The sequence below is a fragment of the Phorcysia thermohydrogeniphila genome (assembly GCF_004339575.1).
GTDB classification, from domain to species: Bacteria; Aquificota; Aquificia; order Desulfurobacteriales; family Desulfurobacteriaceae; genus Phorcysia; species Phorcysia thermohydrogeniphila.
Genome location: NZ_SMFV01000004.1, coordinates 53,860 through 78,440 on the forward strand (window position 1 = coordinate 53,860; position 24,581 = coordinate 78,440).

The following is a 24,581-nucleotide window of genomic DNA, read 5'->3' on the forward strand; positions in this document are numbered from 1 at the left end:
CCTTACCTCCCCAGAATGCTAAGCTTTAGTTTGCCAATTTCTTTTCGTAGAACCTCGTTGAGAGCTCTCGTCATTAAAGCAGTTTCAGCAAGCTTAGCAAGTTCCTTGTCAAGGTTTACTTTATTCGCGTCGTAGCCGTTTACGTCGTTTAGCTCTACTACCCTATAACCGCCACCTTCGCCTGAAGGCTCAATATGGCGAGGGTCAGTTCTTTTAAGCCTTAGCGTTTCTTCAAGCTCTTTTTCAAAGACGAGGTCACGGGGCTTATAGAATGGGGTATCTGCATTTGCGATGTTACCCTGTATAACCTTAGAACGTTCAAAGTAGAAAGATGCTACTTTTGCAATCGGCTCAAGTTCTTCAAAAAGTCCTCCCACCTCTCAGCGCCTCCTCAAGCCTTGCGTCAGAGTATACCGTTTTAGCAAGTCGGGAGATAGTGTCCCTACATCCCTTGAGTTTTTCTATAACCTCCGAAACTTCGCTTACCTTTCCAAGCCGAACTCCTGAGATTACCAAGATACTCCCTGTATAGCAATCAAGGTAACCGCCATCAACGAGCTCTCGGCTTATACTGTAAGCTTGGCCGTACCGCTCCTCCGCCACTGCTTTTTCCATAAGAACGCTAAGGGCAGCTTTGACAACAGGAACAGAACCGTAAGCTTTCCTTAGCATCTCTCTGTTCCTGTCAAAGACTCTGAAACTCTCATCAAGTTTACCATTTTTAACAAGATAGTAAATGAAAATGGCAGGTACCTCTGGGTCTTTTTCCTTAGCACAAGAATTTTTAAGTATTTTTAAATTGGACGGAACACTCCTTTCAAGGAAAATACCGAGCTTAAAGAGGAGTTTTTGGTAACCACAGAGTTTCTTATTTCTGACTTTCTTAAGGACATTATAGGCATCAAGGAAGTCTTTATTATCGTACAAGGCTTGAGCCATAAGAATCATATCATTATCGGAGTTCCACTTTTTAACCATAAACCTGAGAAGGTCTATTCTCAAACGGCGCATATTGCAACTTTTCAGAGCCCCAGCCACCTTTAAAAGAACTTCTCTTGTGAAAATTTCCTTAAAGAAACGCGTGTTTGAGCGGTAGAGCTTGCAGAGTTTATCAGACGGAAGCCTTAAAAGGTAAGGTGTCCAAAGTAACCTCAGGAATTCCCTTTGCTCGTACTTTACCTGCTCGGGGAAAACGAGGGATACTTCCCAGAGAAGCCTTTCAAAAGTGCTTTTGGGTGCACCGATGTCAAATATGAGGTAGCCAAGGTCTGCCAAAGCGTATATACCGACGTAAGTCGTTCTGTAGTTAACGAGTAGATGGGCGATGTACTTTATAGAGTCCTTAAAAGCCTCGTCTTCTGTAAGGGTAGTCCTATACTTGATTTCTGGGTCCCTCATCATGGGAATTATCTTTAACCTTGCTACCTCTGCTTCCTGAGACTTTGGCGCATCCCTGATTACGGAGTAGTAGTAGACAAAAGCCAGTTTTTTGTTACCTTTTCGGAGCTCTATATCCCCCAGTCTCAGAATGGACTTTCTTATAACTTCCTTACTCCTTGTAAGGCTTACTATTCTCCTAAGAAGCTGTTCTGCAAGGGTCAGATTACCTACCCTGTAGATGTTCTCTGCCACCAAGAAGTAGTACTCAGGGTTATCTATCAGGTAGTTCTCATATTTGCGGTAGACTTTTAAGAAGTGAGGGAGAGCCTTTCTGTAATCACCGCGACTAAAAAGCATAAGCCCCCTTACAAACTCAACTTCCCTCTCCTCCTCAGGCGATAATTTCGCAGTGCTTATCAGTATGTAGTACTCCTCAACAACGTCAGGCCTCCTAACCCAAACTGCCGTTCTGATTATTCCAACGGTGGTTTTTATCCTTTCCTTCTCTGTCTTAGCTTTCAGGAAGGCTACCCTGTAGATAGCCAAGGACTGCTCGTAGAAACCTAAGCTCTCGTAAATCCTTGCTTTCATGTAGTAGTAGTCCCAAGGGAGCTCCCTATCCCCCATAGCTATAAAGTAGAGCTGTAAATAGTTAAGCGCCTGCCATAAGTACTGTTTTTTTCCAATCTTTTTGCCTATAGCGAAATAGGTTCGCGAGAGCATTAAAAGAGTATCTCTATAGTAAGGAGAATCCGGTTTTAACAGCCGAAAGAAATACTCAAGAGCCGTAGAGTAGGAGCCTATACTGTACTGTCTAACTCCTTTTTCAAAGGTTTTCTTGTCCTTATCAACTTCAAAGGCATGTGAGGTAGAAGAAAGTATGAAAAGACACAGAATAAAAATCCTAAGCAGCCACATTTTTAGACTCTTAGCTCTAAGGATACCTCTTCTTTTTTCACGCTTGAACTGTAAACCGTTTTCCCCTTTACCTTAAGCTGAATCCTCCCGAAAGCTATCCCGCTTGACCTTATAACAGACTCTATTTCCTCTATCAGCGAAGGAGTTACTCCCTGCTCGTTGAGGAAGTTAATACTTAAGCTTAGAGCATTCCGAGTAAAGCCTGCCCTAAATGAAAAGTTCTTTAAATCAAGGGAGAAAGTGTAAGCTGGAAACTGCTTCTGAATGTTCTGACGGCCAGATTCTTGATGGAAGTTATCGCTACCCTCGTGGCTATCGCTACTTTGCTCAAATCCCCAGTAAGTTAACTGCAATCTACCGGTTTCTGCTGTAGCTGGTCTGGAAGAAACATTTTCCCCTTTTGCGATTTCATGCCGTACCTCTCCGTTAGAAGGTAACGGCACATCATCCACAGAGTGAATGCTGTGGGGAGCTCCATCCCCAACACCCTGAAGCTGTGAAACTCCCTGAAAATCTCTCCTACTTTCACTTAACAAAATGTCATGTTTTTTCTCCTTACGAACTACACCCTCTTTGCTCTGATGGAGCTCTACACCTGCTACAGACTTAGACTTTGAAACTCCATTAGGAAGATGCTTTGGAGACTCCTCTTTCTTTGAAACCGAAAGGACTTTAGTTGCAGTTATGATTTCTTCAGACTTAGTGAGAGTAGACCTTCCTGCTTCCTCATTAACAAGTAAACTACCCTGAAAGCTAAGAGAAGGCAGGCTATCATTAGCTATAGTTAGTAAACCAGCATCAGTTTCTCTCTCTCCAGAAGAACTAACGTTTAAACCGGAGAACTCCCCCTCAACATAGGAAGGGTGTAAAGATGCTAATCTTTCTCCTTTTTGCTCAAAGGTGGTTAAAGATTCCCGAGTTTTTACCGAATCAGGAGCTCTCTCGCCACTAATCTGCAAGGAACTCTCTTTAGAGTTAGGAACTTTCCCACTGACAGGGTAACTACCTCCCAATAGTTCAGATTGAAGGTGTTCCTTCTTTCCTGCAGACTCCTTCTTTACACTGTCAGCAGAAGGGAAACCTATTTGATTGATGTTCTTCCCTTTACGGTAATGGGATACGCTGACTGAAAGAGTTTCCTCTTTCTGAAAGGTGCTTTTTTTACCCTTCAAAGCAACTTTAACATCTTTTCTTAAAGAGGGAGTTCTAAGCAAACTACCCTTTACTTCTTTATGGTGTAGAGCTGTTTTTGTTCGTTGTGAGAAAACGAGCTTTTCAGTACCTTTAAGATTAAAAGGTTCCTCTTTGGAGCTCCCAGTTAAACGAGCTGACTGCTCAGTAACGCTAAGCTGTTTTTTCTCCGCAAGATTTCTATTCCCGGTAGGTAAAGCTACATGTGGAGTTTGCCCTTGAAGAATAGTATCAAAAAGTAATGAGAAACCTTCCTTCCCTACGGGTCTTTTCCTCTCCTTCCCAGCCAAGGAAGAGCCTGAACTCTTACCTTCCAAAGCAGATAGTAAGTCTAATAAAAACATTCCATCCCCTTTCTAACCTCTAGATGAACCTGTTTTCAATTATACTGAATCGGAAATAAGACTCTTCAGCCTCTTGATGGCAGAAGCTTTGAGCTGAGAAACCCTAGAAACCGAAACTCCCAGAATCTCTGAGATTGACCTTAAGTCAAGCTCCTCAACAAAAATAAGCTGCAGGACAAGCTGTTCTTTTTCGGGAAGTTTAGAAATAGCCTCGGCCAGCTTTTGGCGGAGCTCCGCTAATATTACTTCCTCTTCCGGCGACCTGTCAGAGGAGGAGAGAATATCCTTTACAGTAAACCTGTCAGAGTCTGCAAACAGTTTCTCCTCAAGACTAACGAAGGCTGCTATTTCTTCCTTTAGAGCGTCAAGCTCTCCGCTTTTAACCTTTTCTCTAACGTTCCTTGGCAGGAAGTCAAGCTTCCTCAGGTAATCTAATATCTCGCCTCTAATCTTTATGTAAGCGTATGTTGAGAACTTAGCCTTATTCTCATCGTACCTATCTATAGCCTTGATGAGACCAATAACACCAGTGTTTACCAGCTCCTCAAACTCAACGGCACCTTCCGGAATCCTCTTGTAGATCTTACTGGCAACCTTTTTAACCAGTGGTAAGTGCTCAAGGACCAGCTCTTTTCTTGTTTTTGTGTACATCTACACTCCTTCCCTAAGGATACGGAGAAGTCTCGCAATAAAACCCTCTTTCTCCTCTGGAAGAGCTTCACCCGTTTCAAGCTGGGCTATCTTCCTGATTTCAACAGAATAAGGGTCTGACGGGTAGTCTTTCACAACAAGAGCTTTTCCCCTAAGGCTTCTTGCTACGTTCCTTGAACGGGGCAGAACTCCTGCAAGCTTTAAGGAGATACCTAAGAAGTTCTTAGCAGAGAACTGGAGCCTTTCAAAGGTCTCAAATCCTTCAGAGCGTGTCTGACACATATTCACAACAACCTTAAAGCTACTGTAACCGTAGAGCTTGTAGAGGGATTTTATAAAAGCGTATGCGTCGGTAAGGGCTGTAGGCTCAGGCGTCGTTATAATGTAGGTCGTTGTAGCTACCCGAGAGAAACCTATCGTGTGACGGTTAAGTCCGGCCGAGTTATCTATTAGAACGTAGTCGTACTCTGAAATTACCTCCTCAAGCTGGAGAAAGAGGTTGGCAGTATCGGCCGATTCAAGGTCGTCTATGGAATCTATACCGGAAAACCCTAGAACGACATCAAAGTTGTAAACAGGCTGTATCACTTCCCTAATGTGAGCTCCTTCAAGCACAGCTTTAAGGTTCTTATTAGGCTCAAGTCCCAAGAGAATGTGAACGTTACCAAGTCCTATGTCACAGTCAAGTAAAAGAACCTTCTTGTCAAACAGGTTCGCAAGAACGTAGGCCATAGATACAGAAACGCCTGTTTTTCCTACCCCTCCTTTTCCACTGGCAAAAGAAAGGACCTTAGCCTTGCCGGATAGGTTCTCCTTGCTCTTTATTAGCCTTAACAGATTTTCTGCCTGAGAACTCATCTACTTCCCTAAAAGGTAATCTGCCATAGTTTCAGGTGTTAATAGTTTAATGTCTTCTGGAACCCTTTGACCGGTACTTATGTAAGAAACCGGGAGCTCCGTCAAGATTGGTAGATTAAGAAGAATTCCCGGCCGAGAAGTTTCATCAACCTTGGTGAAAAAGAGGGAACTTATAGGGAAAAAGGTGCGATACCTATTGACCACCTCCACAGCCTCGTGAGTTTGATAGTTGCAGCTCACAAGTAGCACCACCTTCATTGGAATATTGGCACCTGAGAGTATGGCCTTTATTTCTCCAAGACGGAAATAATCGTAGTGACTTCTGCCAACGGTATCTATCAGCACAACGTCTAAGTTCTCCACCTTCTCAAGGGTCTCTTTCAGCTTTTTGGGGTCGGTAACTACAAAGAAGGGAATGTTCAGTATAGAAGCATACGTCCTTGCCTGCTGAACCGCCCCAACCTTAAAGGTGTCAGTAGTTATAACGCCAACTTTTAGCTCCTTCTCTATGACAAGCTTAGAAGCAATCTTAAACAGGTTGGTTGTCTTCCCGACCCCGGTAGGACCGACAAAAGCAAACACGGCCTTTTCGCCCGGCGTTACTTCAAACTCACCGGTAAAGTTCACCTTTGCGCTAATACCTTTTATTAAGGCTTCCCTGAAAGTAGTGGTGTTTAAATCAAGCTTCTCGGTCTCTATATCAAGCCCACAGGCTTCCCTTACAACCTCTTCGGCTATCTCCGGCTTTACTCCTTTAGCAACAAGGGTCTGTATTAGCTCAACTGCATCTCCGGTAAATTCTGTGAAAACCTTACTATCACAGGCAACTTCAGGAGAAGGGACATGCTCTGGCACAGGAGGCAAAGGGGTAGGAGAAGAGGAAGGAGTCTTCATGAATTCTTCAAGCATCTCTTTAAGCTCTGCTATCTCCTCTTTAAGTTCCAAAACCTTCGGGGATTCCTCCTCCTCTTTCTTAGGGGCAACAAAAAGTCTGTAATACTTCTTCTTGAAGAAGGGAAAGATGCTCCTCTTTTTCTCCACCTCGTAGTAGAGGATGTCTAAATTCTGACCGAGCTCCCTCTTTGCCTTCTCTATGAGGAGCTCCAAATCCTCTCCTTCAAACACCTTTACAGTCATCTTCCTTTAACCGTCCCAACTATGTTTACCTTAGCTCCCGGCTCAATCTCGGTGTAAGAGAGAACCGCTACAGATGGCAAATAGGGCTCTATTATCCTTTTAACAAACCGCCTTACCGCGGGCGACGTTATTAAAACAGGCGTAACCTGATTTATTATAAATTTTTCAAGGCTCTGACTGATACTCCTTACAAGGTTCTGGACAAAAACTGGGTCAAGGGGAGGGAGAAAACCTCCGTTCTCTTTTACCTTTTCCATTATGTACTCCTCAGTAGAAGGGTCAAGGGAAAGGGCAATGATGGTTCCATTCCTCGCGTACATGTTGGTTATTAAGCGTGAGAGGGCTTGACGGGCAAACTCTGTAAGGAGGTCAGGGTCTCTCGTCCTATCAATGTTATCGGAGACGGCCTCTATAATCGTAAGGAGGTCCTTTACAGGTATACCTTCTTTAAGTAGTCCCTGAACAACCTTTGTCAAAATGCCTAAGGGTACCTGTTCCGGAACAATCTCTTTTACGACCGGGTACTTCTTTGAAAGGTTATCTACAAGGCGCTTTACATCAGCTCTTCCAACAATTTCGTGGGCGTGCTTCTTGATAACCTCCGAAAGGTGAGTGACTATAACAGTAGGAACATCAACCACCGTATAGCCAAGTAGCTTAGCCCTATCCCTGTTTTCTTCATCCACCCAGTAAGCTGTAAGGCCAAAGGCAGGCTCTTTCGTTGGAATTCCATTTACCTTTCCTTTAACACCACCTGTATCAATGGCAAGGTACTTACCGGGGACAACCTCTCCTCTTGCAATCTCAACGTCTTTTAGGAGAATCCTGTACTCACCGGGCTTTAGCTCAAGGTTATCCTTAAGGTGAACAAGCGGAATGATAATTCCAAGTTCCTTCGCAAGCTGCTTTCTCAGGCTTTTTATCTTCTTCACTATCTCGCCGTTCTGGGACTCATCAACGTAAGGGATTAAAGAGTAGCCAATCTCAAGTGTAAGAGGCTCCGGCTGAACGACTATGTCCTCCGGCTTTTCCTCCTGTTTCTCTGCCTGCTTTAGGAGCTCCTTTGCCTTCTTCTCCGCCTCCTCTATCTCTTTTTGTTTTGCCGACTGGTAAACCATGTAGGCAATGCCGGCTATAAGGGCTGACAGGAGAGCAAAGGGAAGAGTTGGCATTCCGGGAACAATGCCGATAACGGCGAGAGCTCCAGAAGCCATAAAGAGAGCCTTGTAGTAACCGGTAAGCTGTTTGAATATCTCCCGTCCAAGGTCTGTCTCGGCGGCCGCCCTAGTAACCATCAATCCTGCGGCAGTAGAAGTAATAAGGGAAGGAATCTGTGAAACTAAACCATCACCAACCGTAAGGAGAGTAAACGTCTTTGCAGCGTCGGCAAATCCCATGTTATGCTGGAAAACACCGATTGCGAGGCCACCGAGGATGTTTATGAGGGTTATGATTATTCCAGCTATTGCATCGCCCCTTATGAACTTAGAAGCACCGTCCATAGCTCCGTAAAAGTCCGCCTCACGGGCAATCTCCTCCCTTCTCCTCCTTGCCTCCTTCTCGTCTATTAAACCTGCGTTAAGGTCAGCGTCTATACTCATCTGCTTTCCCGGCATAGCGTCAAGGGTAAACCTTGCGGCAACCTCTGAAATCCTTTCCGTTCCTTTCGTGATGACGATGTAGTTGATAACGACCAGTATCAGGAAAACGACAATTCCTACAACGTAGTTACCACCGACAACGAACTTTCCAAAGGCTTTTATAACGCTACCGGCAGCGTCGGGTCCCTCGTGACCGTGAAGAAGAATTCTCCTCGTCGTCGCCACGTTAAGGGAAAGGCGAAAGAGAGTAGCAAGGAGGAGGAGAGAGGGAAAGGAGGAGAGCTCTAAGGGATGGTTGATGTATACAGTTGCCATTAGAATCACTAAGGAGAAAGTGATGCTTGTAGTTAGGAGAACGTCAAGGAAAAAAGGAGGGATAGGAAGTATCATAGAAGCTAAAATGGCAAGAATGAGAACGACAAATATTATGTCCGAGTAGCGATAAAACTTGCTGTAGTAAAGACTTACCGTCTCCCTCATTTGGATTCCTTTGAAAACTGTGAGTAGCTTGCTATAGCCTTTTCAAATAGAATCTCAAACTTAAGAGGGTCTGTCTGGGAAGCTACCTCTGCCATCTCCATATCAAGTAGGTCATAGTAGAACTTAGAAGAAAAAGAGCTAAAGAGTCCTTCAGGAATAGACTTGCGGGCTTCTTTCAGGAAAATTCTAAAGAGGTACGCCTCAAACTCCTTTATAGCCTCTTTGGGCTCTTTTATCTGCTGGATAGAAACTATATCCCAGTAGGCTTTTCCTATTTTCTCAACCATTTAAATCCCTCACATGACAATAACTTTTGCGTGAAGTTTCCCCGCAGCCTTTATAGCCTGTATTATGGCAATTAAATCTCCGGGAGAAACGCCGAGCTCGTTAAGAGCTTTCACTAAATCCCGCAGAGAAGGGGACTCTATGGCAAATATCCTCCCGTGCTCCTCCCTAACGGTAGTCGTAACTTTCTCCGTAGTTACAGTTTTACCCCCAGAAAGAGGGGGAGGCTGCGAAACGACAGGAGTTTTAGTAACAGAAACGTATATGTTCCCGTGGGAAACGTAGACGGGCGGGTCAATCTTTATGTCTCCGCTCATAATAACCGTTCCCGTCCTTTCGTAGATAACTATTGTCGGCTCCGGATTCGTCTCAACGGTAAGGTTCAAAACTTCCGATATGAAGCTGACTTTATCAACACCGGGAGGGTACTTAACTTCTACAGTTGCTGAGTCCTTAGCCTTTGCAACATCTATTCCACAGTGTTTATTGATAGCAAAAGCTATAGCGTTAGCCAAGGAAAAGTCAGGATGTTTCAAGGTGAGAATAAGGTTCTTGACGTTATCAAGCTCAAAAGGCAAGTCTCTCTCAACTATTCCTCCGCCGGGAATAATACCTGTAGTAGCAAAGTTCTTCTTTACTTTACCTCCCTTGTTTGACTCGCTGTAACCGCCGCCCGTTGAGACAGGCCCCTGAGCAAAGGCGTAAATTTTCCCGTCGGGCCCCATAAGGGGAGTCCTTATTAAAACACCTCCCTGAAGGCTCTTAGCGTCTCCTAAGGAGGCAACCTCAACGTCAAAGGTCATACCAGCCTTAGCAAAAGGAGGTAGCTTGGCCGTAACTATTACAGCCGCGGCGTTCTTCGTCTTTACAGCCTTAGGGTCAACGTAGATTCCCATCTTCCTGAGCATATTCGCTATACTCTGAAGGGTAAAGACGCTCGTCGTTCCGTCACCGGTTCCGTCAAGCCCAACGACTATACCGTAACCTGTAAGGTAGTTAGGCCTAACGCCAACAATGTTAACTTCAGTCCCTATCTTTACTTCCGCAGCGATAGCAATTAGAGGAGATAGTAGAGTTAAGAGGAATAAAAAGAACCTATTCAAGTCTCCTCCCCTAAAACGGCCAAATCTTCATGAGGAACCTTGCAAGCCAGCCGGGTCTCTGGTTTTCTGCCATATAACCTTTTCCGTTATACTCAACGTACATGTTAGCAACCTTACTTGACGGAACGGAGTTATCAGGAGCTATGTCCTCAGGCCTTACAATGCCGGAAATCCTTAAAACCTGAACATCGTCGTTTATCCTGATTACTTTCTCTCCAACAACGTAAAGGTCTCCATTAGGGTAAACCTTAACAACCCGTGCAGAAATTGTTGCAATAAGCCTTGCGTTCCTTGCGGTCGCTCCTTTTCCAGCAAAGTCAACTTTGGGAGACGTAGAGAAGTTAAGGAGCGGGTCTTTTGAACTTCCGGGGACTTTGTTTCCAAGAACGGTCGGCTTATTAACGTTTATATCAAAAGAGGACTGTTTTGCCGAGGAGCTCTGAACGCTCCCCGTACCTGAAAGGTTTTCATAGACCTTTATAGTGACAACATCGCCAACGTTCCTTGCCTTTGGGTCAGAGAAAAGGTTTTCATAGCCAGAAAAAAGAGAACCGGGGGAAGGCGGCTGGGGTTTTACCTCTGGAGGTGGGGATGAAAAAGTAGATACCGTCTTCTTCTCCTGCACAGAACCACAGGAAAAGAGGAAAACTAAGCTAAATAACGCTACTTTAGTAAAAACTTTACTGTGTTTTCTCCGATAACCTTGCATACCAAAACTTTTCCGGTAGAAACGTTTTTCACTTTTATTATATCCCCCACCGCCCCGTTTTCCAGAGCAACGGCCAAGAGCTCTACATGAATCCCCCCTGACTCGTAAATGAGCTTTACCGGTTTGCCCTTTTTAACAACGAAGTTCGGCTCTAAGTCCCTACCCTTTATAACCTCCCCAGCCCTTATGTCCCTTTTAGCAACCTTACCGATAACGCTTTCAAAAGTAAGAGCTCCCCTCCTCACCTTTAAAGAAGGAAGTTTTTCTTTTTTAAGGTCAGAAGGAGAAATAACCTTTCCCTTAGGAATATCGCGAGCGGCAACAACAACTTCCACTTTTTTGTCAATCCTTACGGGAATCCAAAACTTTCTAATCGGAACGCCCTTTACTAAGATTTCATACTTCACTCTGGCGTACCTATCCCCTAAGGAGTCAAGAGATATCCTCTCTTCAAAGTGTTCGTAGGGAATAGCAACAGAAGGGGCAGAAACAGAAAGGACCACGTAGTCAGGATAGTTCTTGTTGAAGAACTCAACAACAGCCGCTTTTACTCTTTCCCTATCAAGCCTCACGCAAGGGCGAGTCATCCTTATAAGAGAAGGGCCTGTAACTCTTATCTCCTTGAAGGAAATTCCGTTTTCTTCTAAGAAGCGAACGATACGCTCGGCTACCCGCTTTTTACTCAGCGTTCTTTCCCGGCAGGGAGGTGGGGAGGAGGTTATAAAGATATCTGAGAGGAGCTGAACTTCGGCCGGAGCTCCCCTGATATCGGCTACGTCCTTAAGGAAAACCTTCTCCCCTGAAACCTTAACATCATTCTTTAGAACGACCTCAGCTGCAAAGGCAACTTGAAAAAGCAAAAGCACAAACAGGAAGAGGTTAAGACTTAAGGGAAGCAACCGTTCTAAGCATTTCATCCGCCGTAGTTATTCCTTTAGAGTTAATCTCATAAGCCCTTTGGGCAACAATAAGGTTAACCATCTCCTCCACAATGTTAACGTTTGACGCTTCTAAGAAACCTTGAGCCAACTTTCCAAAGCCGTCGGTATTTGGGTCTCCTTCTATCGGCTCTCCTGAAGCCTCAGTCTGGACGAGCAGGTTACCGCCGATAGCCTTAAGACCTGCAGGGTTTATAAATCGGTAGAGTTTTATAGTCCCCGCCTCCTCCGTAACCTGTTGGCCACCGGTATTCCTAACTACGTAAACCTTCCCGTTGGGACTTATTGAGATGCTTACAACCGTTTCTGGTGCAGAAATTTGGATGTTCGGGGAAAGTCTATACCCTTCAGGGGTTACTATGTAGCCTTCGTTATCAAGCTGGAAGTTTCCAGCTCTCGTGTAGGCCTCGCCACCTCCGGGGAGCTCTATCTTGAAAAATCCAGCTCCCTGAATGGCAATGTCCAGAGGCTTGTCCGTCTTTATAAGGCTACCTTGAGTGAATATCTTGCTAACGTCAGAAACCTTCACTCCAAGACCTATCTGAATTCCCGAAGGCACTCTGTTCTCCTCAGAGCTCATAACCCCGGGGTCTCTTATGTCTTGGTAGATAAGGTCCTCAAAGTTTGCCCTTGAACGTTTAAAACCAACCGTGTTAACGTTGGCAATGTTGTGAGAGATAACGTCTAAGTTGGTCTGCTGAGCTTCCATTCCAGAAGCAGACGTCCACAGAGCTCTAAGCATTTTTCCCTCCAGCCGTTACACTTTGCCTATCTCATTGCTCCTCTGATTTAGCTGGTCAAGACCTCTTATAAGGTTTCCGTACATCTCAAAACGCCTTTGAGCGTTTATAAGCTCAACCATCTCCTTAACAGGGTCTACGTTTGACATTTCTAAGTAACCTTGAAGAACTTCCGCTTCCGTCGGTTGAGGTTCCCCACTGCCTTTATAGTAGGAATTCCCAACAGGCGAAACCGAGTCAAAAGCAACGATTTTCAGGACAGCTACCTTCTCGTTTCCCTGATAGACAACGCCGTCCTTCGTTATAGTCACTGGTTTTGTTCCATCTAAGAATATCTCACCGTCCGCTATGTCAAGAACCGGATTACCCTTACTATCAACCAGTCTGCCGTCGGCATCTATGAAGAAGTGGCCGTTGCGGGTGTAGAGCTCCCCAGCCTTCGTTCTTACGGCAAAGAATCCTTCTCCCTTAATCGCAAGGTCCAAAGGATTCCCAGTTTCCTTAAGAGACCCTTGCTCTAATAACACGTGAGTTGCCTTAAATCGGGGAAAAACGAGGAGGTTATAGGCATCTCCTTTATTGTTTGGTATGTGCTGGGACATCTCCTCTTCAAGGATTCTCTTAAAACCGGGAGTGTTAACATTGGCAATGTTATTAGCAGTAACGTCAAGCTGTTCAATAGCCCTCTCGCCGCCAGCGGCCAAGACGTAGAGGGTCTGAAGCGTTAGTGCCATGCCTTCATTCCTCTAAGAGTTTTAACCGCTCCTCTGGCGTTATTATTTGTGTAATCTTTATACCGTAACTATCCTTGACAGTGTAGAGCTCTCCCTTTGCAATGAGCCTACCGTTTACTTTTATATCAACCGGCTCGTGAATGTAGCGGTCAAGTTCTACGATGCTGTTTGGGTGAAGCTTAAGAACCTCCTCTAAAGGAAGGCTGGTACTCCCTACCTCTATTGTAACTTCAAGTGGAATATCCTTAAGTAGCTCAAACTTTTCTTCTCCACAGCTTTCATCGCCCTCTTCAGGACTCTCCTCAGAAGAAGCCTGCTTCTCTTTTTGCTCTTTAAGCGCCTCCTCCCAAGCGCTCATTATATCCTCTTCTGAAGAAGAACCTTCAGAACCCTCCTGCTGTTGCTGCTGGAGCTCCTGCTGTGCCTTAAGAGCTTCCTCCCACTCCTTTGCCAGTTCCTCTTGGCTCTTCTCCTCCTGATTCTGCTGCTTTTCCTCCTCTGCCATCTCCTTCCCCGTTTATGAAGTCAACAACCTTTGCAGCATACTTATCTCTTACTTTACCAAGTTTAGCATAAAACTTGGGACTCTCCTCAACGTAGAGTTTCAGGAGGTCTCCCTTAGACACATCTAAAACGAAGCTGTCCCCTAACTTCCACTCCAAAATTTCCCTAAGCGTAAACTGCTTCCTCGCTACCTCAAGGGAGAGGCGAACCTCCGTCTTAAGAAGCTTCTTCCGCAGGTGATTCTCCCATACAGGGTCCTTCTCTGCAAAAAGTGACTCAGAGAAGATGAGCTCCTTTATCGGCATGAACATTCCCTGAGGAAAGCAGAAAAAGAAAGGAGCTTCATAGCCGTCTATGTCCATAGTGGACTCAACAACTATAACTTTTTCGTTACCAGAGACTATCCGGGCAAGGGCAGGGTTTAGCTCTATAGAGCGGAGCTCAAGCTGTACAGGATAAACGTCCTGCCACACCTTTTCAAAGGTGGTGAGAGTAACTCTCACAAGGTCGTCAATTATTCTCGTTTCAAGCTTTGTAAACTCCCTACCCTCTATCTTAAAGGGCTGGGCAGGTCCCCCAAACATAACGCTAATAACAACAAACACAAGGCGAGAATCAAGGATAAAAAGAAAGTTATCCTTAAAGGGCTTCATAGAAACGATGCTGTAGCTTGCCGGCATAGGTATCTTTATCATGAAGTTGTTAAAACGGGTTATGTAGACGGATTCCTTAGTTATCATTCCGACCTGAGGAACGAGGCGCCTTATCTCCTCCCTATAGACCTTAACCCACCGCTCAAAGAGAAGCTCAAGTCCCGGGACGCCACCCTTTTTAAGGTGCTCTACTTGGGAGAAATCAAAAGGCGCTATCTCATCTTTTTTTTCCTCTTCCTTAGTAGACTCTCCACCTCCAAGAAGAGCGTCTATCTCTTCCTGAGAGAGGAATTCATCAGCCACAGACCCTCCGCTGTTTCAGGATTAGATCATCTCTTCAGAGCCGCTAATATCTATCTTGCCTTCTTCCGCCATTTTCTTAATTATAGCAATGACTTTCTTTCTGGCCTTTTCAACGTCAGACTTCCTAACAGGTCCAAGGGCCTCCAAATCCTCAAGGAACATCTGAGAAGCACGCTTAGACATGTTGGAGAGGAACTTGTTGAGGATTTCTTCTGGAGCTCCCTTGAGGGAAAGGAGAAGGTCGTTCTTATCAACTGCTTTAAGTATCTCAATGATTGCCCTGTTGTCAAGCTTGACGATATCTTCAAACTTGAACATCCTCTCTTCAATTGCATCGGCAAGGGAGGGATTCTCTTTCCGTATCTCGTCAAGGAGCTCCTGAGCCAGTTCTTTCGGCAAGTTGTTAACTATTTCAGCGGCAATGTCAACGCCGCTAAGTGCCTGCTCTTTACCTGCACCGATAGATGCAAGCTCGTCCTCAAGGGCGTCTGTAAGTATCTTAAGGGTGTTCATTGAGACCTTTTCAAGCATAGCGAGGCGTTTAACAACCTCTTCTCTAACGTTAGTTACACCGAGCCTCTTTGGAAGGTACTGAATAACCTCTGCAGCCTTCATAGGCTTTAGTTGGGAAAGGATAATAGCAATTATCTGAGGATGTTCCTTTTCTATGAGTTTCGCAATAAACTTAGGGTCCATCTTGCCGAGCTCTTCAAAGACTACCTTCCCGGACTCGGTAAGCATCGTCTCTTCAAGGAGCTTCCTAAACTTTTCGGGAGGGAGAGCCTTCTCAAAAAGCCTCCTGAGCTCATCAGGAGCTGTTCTCAAAGGAGCCATCTCTGCCAGCTCGTCCCGTGCCTCTTTAAGGACGAGCTTTACCATATCCCTCTTTATCGTCCCGAGAGTAAGTATCGTCTTAGCAAGCTTATTAAGCTCGTGCTCCTTGAGCTTCCTTATGACGTTAACAGCAACATCCTCGGGTAAAGTAAGTACCAGAATCGCCGCTTTTTGAGGACCGGTAATTCTCTCTGTTCTCTGCTTCTCCTGTTCTTTTTGTTCCTTCTCTTCAGGCATTTAAATTTCCTTCCCCTCAGTGATTCTTGTGGCTAAAGTAAAGGGCTAAAGCAAGCATTAAAACTCCAACAGCGAGGTAAAGTGTTTCAAGAGGGGTCTCATACTTAATGTGAATAGCATACTTAAAGAACGTAACGATGAGAACCATTAAGACGACCTTCGCCAGCTTCTCCTTCAGGTCGTCAAGGCTGTGAATAGCAAGGATTTTAGAAGACCTCTCGTCACTCTCGGCCTCATCAATCTTGCTTATGAAGAGTTCGTATAGACCGAGGGAAAAGATGATGAGAACTGTAGCTATGAGGAAAAGGTCTATAGCACCGACAATAGAGCTCACGAGCTTTTCGTGCTCCTCAGCACTTAGGTGGAAAGAGTTTTTAAATACGTGGCTAATAGGTTCGTATATCTCTACAGAGGCCACTATAAACATCCCAAAAGCTGCAACGAGGGAGAAAATAACGGCAAAGAGAACCATTAGCCTTGAACGCCACAGCAAACCCTCAAAAAACCTTTCCAGAAACTTCATTCTACCTCCATTAAATTCCGCCGAATATTGTGTGTTCAACGTAGAAGAGAAGGAGGGCTACCACAACAGTTACAACGGCAACGGGTGTTCCGTACTTCATGAATCTGAAGAAGTCAATCTTGTAACCGTTCCTTTCAGCAATGTCTGCAGTAACTATGTTTGCAGAAGCTCCAATAAGCGTGAGGTTACCACCAAGACACGCACCAAGGGAAAGGGACCACCAGAGGGGATCCATAATGCTTCCCATTTGGGCTTCCATACCCTTTAGGACGTAGGCCATAGACATTGTAAAGGGTATGTTGTCAACAAAACCGGAAATTATCGCTGAAGTAAAGCCAACGATTAGAATTCCTGCGTGGATATTGTTCCCAATTTCTTGGATGAGCCAGTTGGCAGCCGTTTCAAAGACGCCGTTAACCTCAAGGGCTCCAACGACCATAAAGAGTCCCATGAAGAATATAAGTGTAGTCCACTCAACCTTCTCAAGTATCCAAGCAGGAGAAAGACCGCTGATAAAGGCTAAGATAGTAGCCATTAAGAGTGCGATTACCCCCGGCTCAAGTCCCAAGTTGTGGCCAACAACAAAGAGAACGATTGTAATGAGAAAAATGCCTACAGACTTTTTCATAAGTTTTCTGTCAATGAGCGACTCGTCAACCTTACCAGAAAGGACTTCCCTGAGCTCCTCTTCGGTAGCTTTTGCCTCTAAGAAGCCTCCCTTAGCCATCATCATGTGCATAACGATAAGTCCCAGAATGAAGGCAATAATGGCGTAAGGTGCTACTTCTATCAGGAAGTCGTTAAAGGTCTTTCCTGCAATGCTACCAATGATGATGTTCGGCGGGTCACCGATAAGCGTTGCAGTACCTCCCGTGTTTGATGCAAGGACAATAGCTATAAGGTAGGGAATCGGGTTAAGCTTAAGTCTTTCAGCTATGTTTATCATTACAGGGGCCATAAAGAGAACCGTCGTAACGTTATCAAGGAATGCAGAGAAAACAGCCGTTAGGAGGGAGAAAACCCACAGAACTCTCGTAGGTGAACCCTTCGTTAGCTTTACAGCTTTTGCAGCAACTATATGGAAAAAGCCACTTTTACCCATAACCGTAACGATGTTCATCATTCCAAAGAGTAGGAGTATGGTATTCTGGTCTATCGCTTCCCATGCTTTCTCCGGTGTAATGACGCCGATAACCAGAACTAAGGAAGCTCCAACAAGGGCTGCAATCGTCCTGTGGAAGAACTTTTCAAGGAGTATCATTGCGTAGGTTGCTACAAAAAGAAGAACGGAGAGCTCCGCCAGCTCTGCTTTTGTAAGGTGGAGGTTAAAGGCCTGAATTAGTCCTCCAACCGTTTCATGACTACCCATTCCGTGACCCATCACTCCTCCCACTTCTTTATCAACTCATCGGCAGCTCTAAGGCTACCCTCACTTACATCTCCAGAAATCATTATAGCAATTTCTTTTTTCTTCTCTTCCTCGTCAAGGACTCTAACGGTAACGCTACCGCTTGGAGACTTCTCCACCTTAAAGACCCTATCTGCTGCGGCAACTACCTGAGGAGAATGCGTTACAGCAATAACTTGCTGACTTTTAGCAATATCCCTTAACTTCCCTGCAACCTTTGTAAGGACCTTCCCGGACATACCCGCATCAATCTCATCAAAAACCATAGTGACTTCCGGGAAAGAGAAAAGGGCAAGCACAGAGAGAAGAAACCTAGAGAGCTCTCCACCGGAAATAGAATCAGATAGCGGGGAAAGGGAAAGTTTTGGGTTTCCGGAGAAGAGAAAGGTAACTCTGTCCTTCCCTTTAGGCGTAAAATCTGGGAGTTCCTCTAATAAAACCTCAAAGCGGGCAGACTCCATTTTAAGCTCTCTAAAGGAGTCAATGAGTACCGCTTTAAGCTCTTTCGCTCCCGCCTTCCTTTTGGCTGAAATTTTCGCTGAAATCTCCTGAAGTTCCCTTCTTAGTTCCTCCAGCTCCTTTTCCTTTTTCTCAAGTTCAAAGTCAAGGTTTTCAAGAACTTCAAGCCTTTCCTTTGAGCGCTCCAAGAACTCCTTTACTTTCTCTAAGCTTCCACCGTACTTTCTCTTTATCCTCTCAATCTCGTAGAGCCTATCCTCTATTGCTTCTAAGGAGATATCCTCATCTGGAACTTCAAGTCTTTTCTCAAGCTCAAAGTAGACGGCCTCAAGCTCATAGTAGAGGTTGCTTAGCCGTTTAACAAGGTCAGAAAACATTTCAAGCTCTTCAAGGGAAGAGAGAACCTCACCTATCTTCTCAAGGGCAGCTCCTTCTCCATCGTAAAGGTTAAAGCGAACAAGCTCCCTGAGGGATTTAACCTTCTCTGCTTGCGAGACTACTTTCTTGAGCTCTAAGAGCTCCTCCTCCTCTCCTTCCCGTAAATTAGCAGACTCAATCTCCTCTATCTGAAACTTCAGGATATCTATCTCCCTTTCTTTTTCCGCTGCATCAGCTTTAAGGGATTCAAGTTCTTTTTGCTTTTCCCTGTAGGCGTGGTAGAGCTCCTTATAGCTTTCAAGGAGGGAGCTAACCCCAGAAACTCTATCAAGAACCTCAATCTGGTAGGAAGGTTTTAGGAGCTCTATAGACTGCCTCTGGGACTGAAATATGAGAAACCTCGCTACCTTCTCCTCAACAAGCTTCTGGGGGACTCTCATGCCGTTTAAGAAGTAGCGGGAACGTCCCCCTTTTATTTCTCTCCTTACGAATACCTCCTCATCCTCAAAAGAGAAAACCGCCTCTACAAAGGAGCCCTCAGAAACTACATCACTCTTTGCCCCTTTTAGGAAATCTATTGAACTAAGGAGAAGGGATTTACCGGCGCCCGTTTCTCCGATGATGACGTTAAAGCCGGGAGAGAAGGAGAGCTCTGCAGATATCAAGCCAAATTTGTAGAGCCTCAGTTCTTCTATCATTTCAGGACTCTAAGAGCCTCTCTATCTCCTTTAAAAGTTCCACCCTTCCTTCCCTCGTCTTTGCGGAAAAAGGCACTATTTTTATGTTCTTGTCTCCCAAACCCTCCTGTATCTTCTTCTCAAGCTTCTGCCTCTCAGAAGTCCTGAGCTTGTCCACCTTCGTAGCTACAACGACGTAAGGGATTCCGTAAAAGTCAAGCCAGTCCTTCATCTGAAGGTCTTTTTCTGTTGGCCCGATACGGGAATCTACAAGGAGGAATACCCCCTTAAGGGTATCCCTTCCCTTTAGGTAGGTCTCTATAAGCTCTCTCCACCTCTTCTGCTCTTTAAGGGGAACTTTTGCAAAGCCGTAACCGGGAAGGTCAACGAGGAAGAACCTCTCGTTAACGAGGAAGAAGTTAACAGAGCGGGTCTTTCCCGGCTCAGAGCTTACCCTTGCCAGCTTAAAGTTGTTAGCAAGGGTATTAAGGAGAGAAGACTTCCCGACGTTTGACCTTCCTACGAAAGCTACCTCCCTGTAAGGGGTCCGGGGAAGTTCCTCGGGAACGTAAACGGTCTTGTAGAGCCTTACTTTCTTTATCTTTACCATCTCGGCTGCCGTTACTCTCTCAGGAGCTCTTCAACAGCTTTCCTAAAGAGGGACTCGTAGGAGGGCATATAACCAACTTCGTAGTACCTTACAAAACCTTCCTTATCAATAATGTAAGTCTGGGGGATGGAATCAAGACCGGTAATCCTTGCAGCGTACTCCTGCCAAGTCCTCTCGTCGGAAACAAGGACGGGGTAGGTTACTCCCATCTGCTTGACAAAAGGCTTTAGCTTTGAAGGGTCCTCTCCCATGTAGTCAACGGAAATACCTAAGACCACCACCTTACCGCCGTAGTCTTTGTAGAGCTTTTCAAGGACGGGCATCTCCATCCTGCAGGGAGGGCAGTAAGTTCCGAAGAACTGAACTATGACCACCTTTCCTTTAAAGTCAGAGAGCTTAACCTTCTTGCCGTTAACGTCCGTTAGCTCAAAATCGTAGGCCTTAACGCCTTCCTCATTTTTCCTAACTTCTTCCTGAGCCTTTTCAACCTTTGTCTCCTCTTTTCCACAACCGACAAAGGTAGCTACCGAAAGGGCAAGAAAGGCCACCAAGAGCTTCCTCATTTTAACCTTCCTTCTCCTCAAGGTATTTTGTGGCAGACATTGCAGCAATTGCTCCATCTGCAGCAGCAGTAACGACCTGTCTTAAAGACTTATGCCTAACGTCGCCGGCAGCAAAAAGTCCCGGCGTTTTAGTTCTCATTTCATCGTCAGTAATGATAAAACCATCCTCTGTTGTATCTACAAGGTGGGCAACGGCAGAAGTGTTGGGCTCGTTGCCTATGAAGATAAAAACGCCGTCAACTGGGAGCTCTGAGAGCTCTCCGGTCTCTGTATCCCTAAGAGTAAGGGACTCTACGAACTGAGTTCCGTTTATTGAAACCACAACTTTATTCAGAACCGGCTCTATCTTGTCATTCTTTAAAACCCTATCCTGAATAATCCTGACAGCCCTGAACTTATCCCTTCTATGGATAAGGTACACCTTGCTGGCAAACTTCGTTAAGTATAGGGCCTCCTCAAGGGCTGAATCCCCACCGCCAACAACGGCAACGGTTCTATCCCTAAAGAAAGCTCCATCACAGACGGCACAGTAAGAAACTCCCCTACCTGTAAACTCTGCCTCACCGGGAACGTTAAGTTTCCTAGGAGTAGAGCCTGCTGCCCATATAAGGGTTTTCCCTTTAATCTCTCCCGACTCTGTCCTTACTACAAAGAGGTCTCCTTCAACGTCAACGGTGCTTACAAGCTGGCCGTTCTCAAAGACGGCTCCGAACTTCTCAGCGTGCTGTCTCATCTTCTCTGAGAGCTCAAAGCCCGTAATCCCCTCAAAGAAACCCGGGTAGTTCTCAATCCGCTCTGTAATGAGGAGCTGTCCTCCGGGCATCATCTGGTCAAGTATAAGCGTCTTCAGCCGAGAGCGACCGGCGTAAATGCCGGCCGCCAGCCCGGCAGGGCCGGCACCGACTATAACAACATCCCAAACCTTCATTTACTGCTCCCCGAGAACCCTTTCTATCATCGCTTCAAAGACTGCCTTAGGCTGAAGACCGACCTTAACGTCGGCAACGTCCCCGTTTACAAAGAGCATTACTGTAGGAATACCCCTGATACCGTACTGCATTGCGAGCATCGGGAGCTCATCGGTGTTAACCTTAAACACCTTTATCTTTCCGGCATACTGCTCAGCCAGCTCGTCAATAGTTGGAGCAAGCATCCTACATGGACCGCACCACGGAGCCCAAAAGTCTACAAGTACGGGAACGTCGGAAGAGAGAACTTCCCTTTCAAACTCTTCAATGGTCCTAATTTCCTGAGCCATTTAGTCACCCTCCTCTGAAAGTAGTTTGATTATCTCAACAGCCTTCGGCTCTTCTACTCTGTAACAGGTTTTAACGCCGTCTTTCCTGAAAGAGATAATTCCCGCACTCTTGAGAATATTTATATGCTGAGAAACTGTCGGCTGCGGGATACCGAGCTCCTGCCATATCTCCTTAACGCACTTTTCCCCATCGGCCAAGAACTTGATAATCTTCACGCGGGTCGGATGGCCAAGGGCTTTCAAAACTTCCGCAATTCTCTCGCAATCGCTCAAACGAACCTCCCCTTCTAAATAATTTTCATGAAATTCTATCATAGTTAATATACGATTATCCCGGCATAACCCACAACCTGTGCGTAGTCCCCGGTTACATCTCCGGATGTTCTATACATAACGAGCTCTGCGCTTTCTGCACCGAGTAACTTCGCAGCAATGAGTCCAACAGTTGCAGGGATAACACCGCACATAGAGATGTTGTAGGTCAGAACTCTCCTGTAGAGCTCCTCAGGGTCTAAGTTGAGTATCGCGTCTATAGCGTAGGAGTCGTACTTTTCAGCCTCAGACTGAGAAACGTAGTGGGAGAAGTCTGTACTCACAACTATGAGGGCATCTTCGTCCTTTATTGCCTCTGCAAGAACCTCGCCAGCCACAGCACAGTCGGAGTAGGATATATGCTGAAAAACTACAGGAACTATCTTCAGGTCGCTCCTGTAACGGGAGCAGTGCTGTAAAAACGGAACTTGAACTTCTAAGGAGTGCTCGTAGATGTGGGCAGTCGTGTCCGCTTCGTAGGGGTAGTGGGAGATTAGCCTCTCAACGACCCCCTCGTCAACGGGAACTTCTCCAAAGGGTGTTAGCCAGACCCCTTCAGGAAAAACAGAGGCCGGCTTTCCCAAGCCTGTATGGTTTGGCCCTAAAATGACGTTCTTCCCTGGTATCTCAACCCTGCTATAAGTCTCTCCAGCAACTTTACCAGAGTACACGTAGCCTGCGTGGGGAACAATTACCGCCTTAGCTTTTACTCTTGGAAGGTCAGACCTGCAGTAAGAGTCAAGGTAGAGGCGGAGCTCCTTCGCCGTCCCCGGATAGAACTGGCCAGCAACTGCCGGATACCTTACCATCTCTCCCTCCTCTCAAGCACTTATCACACTCTCTCAATTTAATGGATATATTTAAGGCCGTAAACTTTCCAGCGAGGTGGAAAGGAATGAGAAGGTTCATGTTCAAGTCCAAGATACACAGGGCAACGGTAACGGGAGCCGACCTTCACTACGAAGGTAGCATAACCATAGACAGCGAACTCCTAAAGCTCGCAGACATCCTGCCCTACGAAAAGGTTGACATATACAACATAACCAACGGAGAGCGCTTCTCAACCTACGTAATACCGGGAGAACCGGGAAGTGGGGAAATATGCTTAAACGGAGCTGCCGCAAGGAAGGTACAGAAAGGAGACCTCGTAATTATTGTAAGCTACTGTGAACTTGAGGAAGAGGAGATAGAGGACTTCCAGCCCATTGTTGTTTTAGTTGACGAGAAAAACAGACCAGTAAAAGTAAGCAGAGGTTCCGGCGGACTTACGTAAGTTAAGAGAAGGAAAAGCCCTCCTTAGCGGAGGGGAAACTACCTCTCTACCTCTCCCTTTATAAACTTATCCACCAGCTCCTTTGCCTTCCAGTCAGGGTACTGAACTGGTGGATGTTTCATAGTGTAAGCAGAAATTGAGTAGAGGGGGCCGGCAATACCCCTATCAAGGGCTAATTTAGCGCACCTTATTGCGTCAATTGCTGAGCCAGCGCTGTTCGGAGAGTCCTCAACGGACAGCTTGAGCTCTATGTACATAGGGACATCACCGAAGAGCCTTCCCTCAAGCCTTATGTAGGCAATCTTGTTGTCCTTGAGCCACGGAACGTAATCGCTTGGACCTATGTGGATGTTATCGCTCTCAATAGGGTAGGGGAGGAGAGACCTTACAGCTTCCGTCTTAGAAACCTTCTTGGTCTTTAATCTCTTCCTTTCCAGCATGTTGAGGAAGTCGGTGTTACCGCCAAAGTTGAGCTGGTAGGTTCTATCTATCCTAACTCCCCTGTCGCTCATTAAGGTAGCAAGAACTCTATGGGTAATTGTCGCTCCAACCTGAGACTTTATGTCATCACCAACTATAGGAAGTCCTTTTTCCCTGAACTTCTTTGCCCATTCTTCATCAGAGGCTATAAAAACAGGAATACAGTTTACAAAGGCACAGCCAGCCTCAAGGGCACACTGGGCGTAAAACCTCGTAGCTTCCTCTGAACCAACCGGCAGGTAGTTTATTACAACCTCCGCACCACTCTCCTTCAAAACCTTAACAACGTCTACCGGCTCCTTATCGGCAGGAACGAAACGCTGGTCTTCTGGGTAATCCTTCATGTGCTCAGCAAAGCCGTCCATTATAGGTCCCATCTGGACCTCAACACCCATCTCAGGGACATCTGGACAGAAAACCGTCGTGCAGTTGGGCTTTTCAAATATTGCCTTACTAACGTCCTTCCCTACCTTTCTAACATCTATGTCAAAGGCAGCAACAACTTCTATGTCCCAAGGCTTGTAACCACCTATGTCGTAGTGCATAAGACCAGATATCTCTTCTTCACTTTTATTACGGTAGTAATAAATTCCCTGAATCAGGGAACTTGCACAGTTTCCCACCCCAACTATGGCCACCTTTACTTTTTCTGACATTTACTCTCCTCCCATTCTGTACTTACCTGCAAGGAGTTTGAACTCCTTTATTTTACTATCTAAATCAGAGAGTATCTTTTCCATCTCCTCAACGACCTTAGGAAAGTTATTCGCAAGGCTCTCAACTACGTCCTGAATGATTTTCTCCCTTTCCTCCTCAGAGAGGTACTGCTTGTTCTTTAGAGCATCCTCTATAAGGGCCATTTCAAGAAGTCCCAAAGTCAAGAGCAACGGGTTTAATTCTTCTGCCTTAAAGCGCTGTTTAAGGAAACTCGTAACCTGTTCATAGTTGCTGTCGGGACGATGTCTTGAAAGTTCTAAGTTGAGCCAAAGGTCAGCAGCCCTAAAGGCGAGCCCTTTTATAGCCTTCTCATCAATTATCAT

The 24,581-nt window shown here is 45.7% G+C and carries 28 protein-coding genes; 1 reads left to right on the plus strand and 27 read right to left on the minus strand.

Annotated elements, in window-relative coordinates:
* Positions 1-2 precede the first annotated feature (2 nt).
* From flgB to amrB, 25 genes are all read right to left on the minus strand, one after another.
* Positions 3-377, minus strand: coding sequence for a flagellar basal body rod protein FlgB (flgB, locus tag CLV27_RS05895; RefSeq protein WP_132526803.1), 375 nt, complete (start codon positions 375-377; stop codon positions 3-5).
* The gene (locus CLV27_RS05900) at positions 361-2,298 is read right to left on the minus strand and encodes a tetratricopeptide repeat protein (RefSeq protein ID WP_132526805.1); all 1,938 of its coding nucleotides are present in this window, start codon (positions 2,296-2,298) and stop codon (positions 361-363) included. The genes flgB and CLV27_RS05900 overlap by 17 nt, the downstream gene beginning before the upstream one ends.
* A 2-nt stretch (positions 2,299-2,300) precedes the next feature.
* The gene (locus CLV27_RS05905) at positions 2,301-3,470 is read right to left on the minus strand and encodes a hypothetical protein (RefSeq protein ID WP_165863694.1); all 1,170 of its coding nucleotides are present in this window, start codon (positions 3,468-3,470) and stop codon (positions 2,301-2,303) included.
* A gap of 402 nt (positions 3,471-3,872) precedes the next feature.
* Entirely contained in the window at positions 3,873-4,484 is a 612-nt protein-coding gene (locus CLV27_RS05910; protein ID WP_132526809.1) for a sigma-70 family RNA polymerase sigma factor, read from the minus strand.
* A complete protein-coding gene (locus CLV27_RS05915) occupies positions 4,485-5,342 on the minus strand; it encodes an AAA family ATPase (protein ID WP_132526811.1) in 858 nt (285 codons plus the stop codon).
* The gene (locus CLV27_RS05920) at positions 5,343-6,479 is read right to left on the minus strand and encodes a flagellar biosynthesis protein FlhF (RefSeq protein ID WP_132526813.1); all 1,137 of its coding nucleotides are present in this window, start codon (positions 6,477-6,479) and stop codon (positions 5,343-5,345) included.
* Positions 6,476-8,560, minus strand: a complete 2,085-nt coding sequence (gene flhA / locus CLV27_RS05925; RefSeq protein ID WP_132526815.1) for a flagellar biosynthesis protein FlhA — start codon at positions 8,558-8,560, stop codon at positions 6,476-6,478. Before flhA ends, CLV27_RS05920 begins: the two co-directional genes overlap by 4 nt.
* A complete protein-coding gene (locus tag CLV27_RS05930) occupies positions 8,557-8,847 on the minus strand; it encodes a flagellar biosynthesis protein FlgJ (protein WP_132526817.1) in 291 nt (96 codons plus the stop codon). Before CLV27_RS05930 ends, flhA begins: the two co-directional genes overlap by 4 nt.
* 9 nt (positions 8,848-8,856) lie before the next feature.
* The gene (locus CLV27_RS05935) at positions 8,857-9,948 is read right to left on the minus strand and encodes a flagellar basal body P-ring protein FlgI (protein ID WP_132526819.1); all 1,092 of its coding nucleotides are present in this window, start codon (positions 9,946-9,948) and stop codon (positions 8,857-8,859) included.
* 10 nt (positions 9,949-9,958) lie between these two features.
* Positions 9,959-10,573 carry a flagellar basal body L-ring protein FlgH gene (locus CLV27_RS05940; protein ID WP_243644899.1) on the minus strand — a complete coding sequence of 205 codons (615 nt, stop codon included), beginning with the start codon at positions 10,571-10,573 and terminating at the stop codon, positions 9,959-9,961.
* Between the two features lie 38 nt (positions 10,574-10,611).
* Complete coding sequence (gene flgA / locus CLV27_RS05945; RefSeq protein WP_243644901.1) at positions 10,612-11,523, minus strand: flagellar basal body P-ring formation chaperone FlgA; 912 nt, start codon at positions 11,521-11,523, stop codon at positions 10,612-10,614.
* A 13-nt stretch (positions 11,524-11,536) separates the two neighbouring features.
* Entirely contained in the window at positions 11,537-12,337 is an 801-nt protein-coding gene (gene flgG / locus CLV27_RS05950) for a flagellar basal-body rod protein FlgG (RefSeq protein WP_132526825.1), read from the minus strand.
* A gap of 15 nt (positions 12,338-12,352) precedes the next feature.
* Positions 12,353-13,069 (minus strand): flagellar basal-body rod protein FlgF, encoded by a 717-nt coding sequence (flgF, locus tag CLV27_RS05955; protein ID WP_132526827.1) that lies wholly within the window; start codon positions 13,067-13,069, stop codon positions 12,353-12,355.
* A gap of 4 nt (positions 13,070-13,073) precedes the next feature.
* Positions 13,074-13,574, minus strand: coding sequence for a flagellar motor switch protein FliN (gene fliN, locus CLV27_RS05960; RefSeq protein ID WP_165863696.1), 501 nt, complete (start codon positions 13,572-13,574; stop codon positions 13,074-13,076).
* On the minus strand, positions 13,495-14,529 hold the full coding sequence (fliM, locus tag CLV27_RS05965) for a flagellar motor switch protein FliM (protein ID WP_132526829.1): 1,035 nt from the start codon (positions 14,527-14,529) through the stop codon (positions 13,495-13,497). Before fliM ends, fliN begins: the two co-directional genes overlap by 80 nt.
* A 21-nt stretch (positions 14,530-14,550) precedes the next feature.
* Positions 14,551-15,600, minus strand: coding sequence for a flagellar motor switch protein FliG (gene fliG / locus CLV27_RS05970; RefSeq protein WP_132526832.1), 1,050 nt, complete (start codon positions 15,598-15,600; stop codon positions 14,551-14,553).
* 16 nt (positions 15,601-15,616) lie between these two features.
* Positions 15,617-16,123 (minus strand): YqhA family protein, encoded by a 507-nt coding sequence (locus CLV27_RS05975; RefSeq protein ID WP_132526834.1) that lies wholly within the window; start codon positions 16,121-16,123, stop codon positions 15,617-15,619.
* Between the two features lie 10 nt (positions 16,124-16,133).
* Entirely contained in the window at positions 16,134-17,504 is a 1,371-nt protein-coding gene (locus CLV27_RS05980; protein WP_132526836.1) for an ArsB/NhaD family transporter, read from the minus strand.
* Positions 17,504-19,066, minus strand: coding sequence for a DNA repair protein RecN (locus tag CLV27_RS05985; RefSeq protein ID WP_132526838.1), 1,563 nt, complete (start codon positions 19,064-19,066; stop codon positions 17,504-17,506). Before CLV27_RS05985 ends, CLV27_RS05980 begins: the two co-directional genes overlap by 1 nt.
* 1 nt (position 19,067) lies before the next feature.
* Positions 19,068-19,655 carry a ribosome biogenesis GTP-binding protein YihA/YsxC gene (gene yihA / locus CLV27_RS05990; RefSeq protein ID WP_132526840.1) on the minus strand — a complete coding sequence of 196 codons (588 nt, stop codon included), beginning with the start codon at positions 19,653-19,655 and terminating at the stop codon, positions 19,068-19,070.
* 11 nt (positions 19,656-19,666) lie between these two features.
* Positions 19,667-20,218 (minus strand): TlpA family protein disulfide reductase, encoded by a 552-nt coding sequence (locus CLV27_RS05995; protein WP_132526842.1) that lies wholly within the window; start codon positions 20,216-20,218, stop codon positions 19,667-19,669.
* Between the two features lies 1 nt (position 20,219).
* A complete protein-coding gene (gene trxB, locus CLV27_RS06000) occupies positions 20,220-21,146 on the minus strand; it encodes a thioredoxin-disulfide reductase (protein WP_132526844.1) in 927 nt (308 codons plus the stop codon).
* The gene (gene trxA / locus CLV27_RS06005) at positions 21,147-21,476 is read right to left on the minus strand and encodes a thioredoxin (protein ID WP_132526846.1); all 330 of its coding nucleotides are present in this window, start codon (positions 21,474-21,476) and stop codon (positions 21,147-21,149) included.
* Complete coding sequence (locus CLV27_RS06010) at positions 21,477-21,749, minus strand: ArsR/SmtB family transcription factor (RefSeq protein WP_132526848.1); 273 nt, start codon at positions 21,747-21,749, stop codon at positions 21,477-21,479. It abuts the gene before it with no gap.
* A gap of 44 nt (positions 21,750-21,793) precedes the next feature.
* Entirely contained in the window at positions 21,794-22,597 is an 804-nt protein-coding gene (amrB, locus tag CLV27_RS06015) for an AmmeMemoRadiSam system protein B (protein WP_132526850.1), read from the minus strand.
* An 86-nt stretch (positions 22,598-22,683) separates the two neighbouring features.
* Here amrB and panD point away from each other — a divergent pair, with 86 nt between their 5' ends.
* On the plus strand, positions 22,684-23,061 hold the full coding sequence (gene panD / locus CLV27_RS06020) for an aspartate 1-decarboxylase (protein ID WP_132526852.1): 378 nt from the start codon (positions 22,684-22,686) through the stop codon (positions 23,059-23,061).
* A 38-nt stretch (positions 23,062-23,099) separates the two neighbouring features.
* On the opposite strand, the gene CLV27_RS06025 is transcribed toward panD, so the two are convergent.
* Both CLV27_RS06025 and CLV27_RS06030 read right to left on the minus strand, forming a co-directional pair.
* On the minus strand, positions 23,100-24,197 hold the full coding sequence (locus tag CLV27_RS06025) for an inositol-3-phosphate synthase (protein ID WP_132526854.1): 1,098 nt from the start codon (positions 24,195-24,197) through the stop codon (positions 23,100-23,102).
* A complete protein-coding gene (locus CLV27_RS06030) occupies positions 24,198-24,581 on the minus strand; it encodes a hypothetical protein (protein ID WP_132526856.1) in 384 nt (127 codons plus the stop codon).

Coding starts and splice junctions, on each gene's coding strand:
- flhA (WP_132526815.1), bottom strand. CDS start 8,560: ATGAGGGAGACGGTAAGTCTTTACTACAGCAAGTTTTATCGCTACTCG.
- yihA (WP_132526840.1), bottom strand. CDS start 19,655: ATGGTAAAGATAAAGAAAGTAAGGCTCTACAAGACCGTTTACGTTCCC.
- fliN (WP_165863696.1), bottom strand. CDS start 13,574: ATGGCAGAGGAGGAAAAGCAGCAGAATCAGGAGGAGAAGAGCCAAGAG.
- CLV27_RS05915 (WP_132526811.1), bottom strand. CDS start 5,342: ATGAGTTCTCAGGCAGAAAATCTGTTAAGGCTAATAAAGAGCAAGGAG.
- CLV27_RS05910 (WP_132526809.1), bottom strand. CDS start 4,484: ATGTACACAAAAACAAGAAAAGAGCTGGTCCTTGAGCACTTACCACTG.
- panD (WP_132526852.1), top strand. CDS start 22,684: ATGAGAAGGTTCATGTTCAAGTCCAAGATACACAGGGCAACGGTAACG.
- CLV27_RS05995 (WP_132526842.1), bottom strand. CDS start 20,218: ATGAGGAAGCTCTTGGTGGCCTTTCTTGCCCTTTCGGTAGCTACCTTT.
- CLV27_RS05985 (WP_132526838.1), bottom strand. CDS start 19,066: ATGATAGAAGAACTGAGGCTCTACAAATTTGGCTTGATATCTGCAGAG.
- CLV27_RS05980 (WP_132526836.1), bottom strand. CDS start 17,504: ATGGGTCACGGAATGGGTAGTCATGAAACGGTTGGAGGACTAATTCAG.
- CLV27_RS05930 (WP_132526817.1), bottom strand. CDS start 8,847: ATGGTTGAGAAAATAGGAAAAGCCTACTGGGATATAGTTTCTATCCAG.
- amrB (WP_132526850.1), bottom strand. CDS start 22,597: ATGGTAAGGTATCCGGCAGTTGCTGGCCAGTTCTATCCGGGGACGGCG.
- fliG (WP_132526832.1), bottom strand. CDS start 15,600: ATGCCTGAAGAGAAGGAACAAAAAGAACAGGAGAAGCAGAGAACAGAG.
- flgG (WP_132526825.1), bottom strand. CDS start 12,337: ATGCTTAGAGCTCTGTGGACGTCTGCTTCTGGAATGGAAGCTCAGCAG.
- flgF (WP_132526827.1), bottom strand. CDS start 13,069: ATGGCACTAACGCTTCAGACCCTCTACGTCTTGGCCGCTGGCGGCGAG.
- trxA (WP_132526846.1), bottom strand. CDS start 21,476: ATGGCTCAGGAAATTAGGACCATTGAAGAGTTTGAAAGGGAAGTTCTC.
- trxB (WP_132526844.1), bottom strand. CDS start 21,146: ATGAAGGTTTGGGATGTTGTTATAGTCGGTGCCGGCCCTGCCGGGCTG.
- CLV27_RS05920 (WP_132526813.1), bottom strand. CDS start 6,479: ATGACTGTAAAGGTGTTTGAAGGAGAGGATTTGGAGCTCCTCATAGAG.
- CLV27_RS05975 (WP_132526834.1), bottom strand. CDS start 16,123: ATGAAGTTTCTGGAAAGGTTTTTTGAGGGTTTGCTGTGGCGTTCAAGG.
- CLV27_RS06030 (WP_132526856.1), bottom strand. CDS start 24,581: ATGATAATTGATGAGAAGGCTATAAAAGGGCTCGCCTTTAGGGCTGCT.
- CLV27_RS06025 (WP_132526854.1), bottom strand. CDS start 24,197: ATGTCAGAAAAAGTAAAGGTGGCCATAGTTGGGGTGGGAAACTGTGCA.
- CLV27_RS05900 (WP_132526805.1), bottom strand. CDS start 2,298: ATGTGGCTGCTTAGGATTTTTATTCTGTGTCTTTTCATACTTTCTTCT.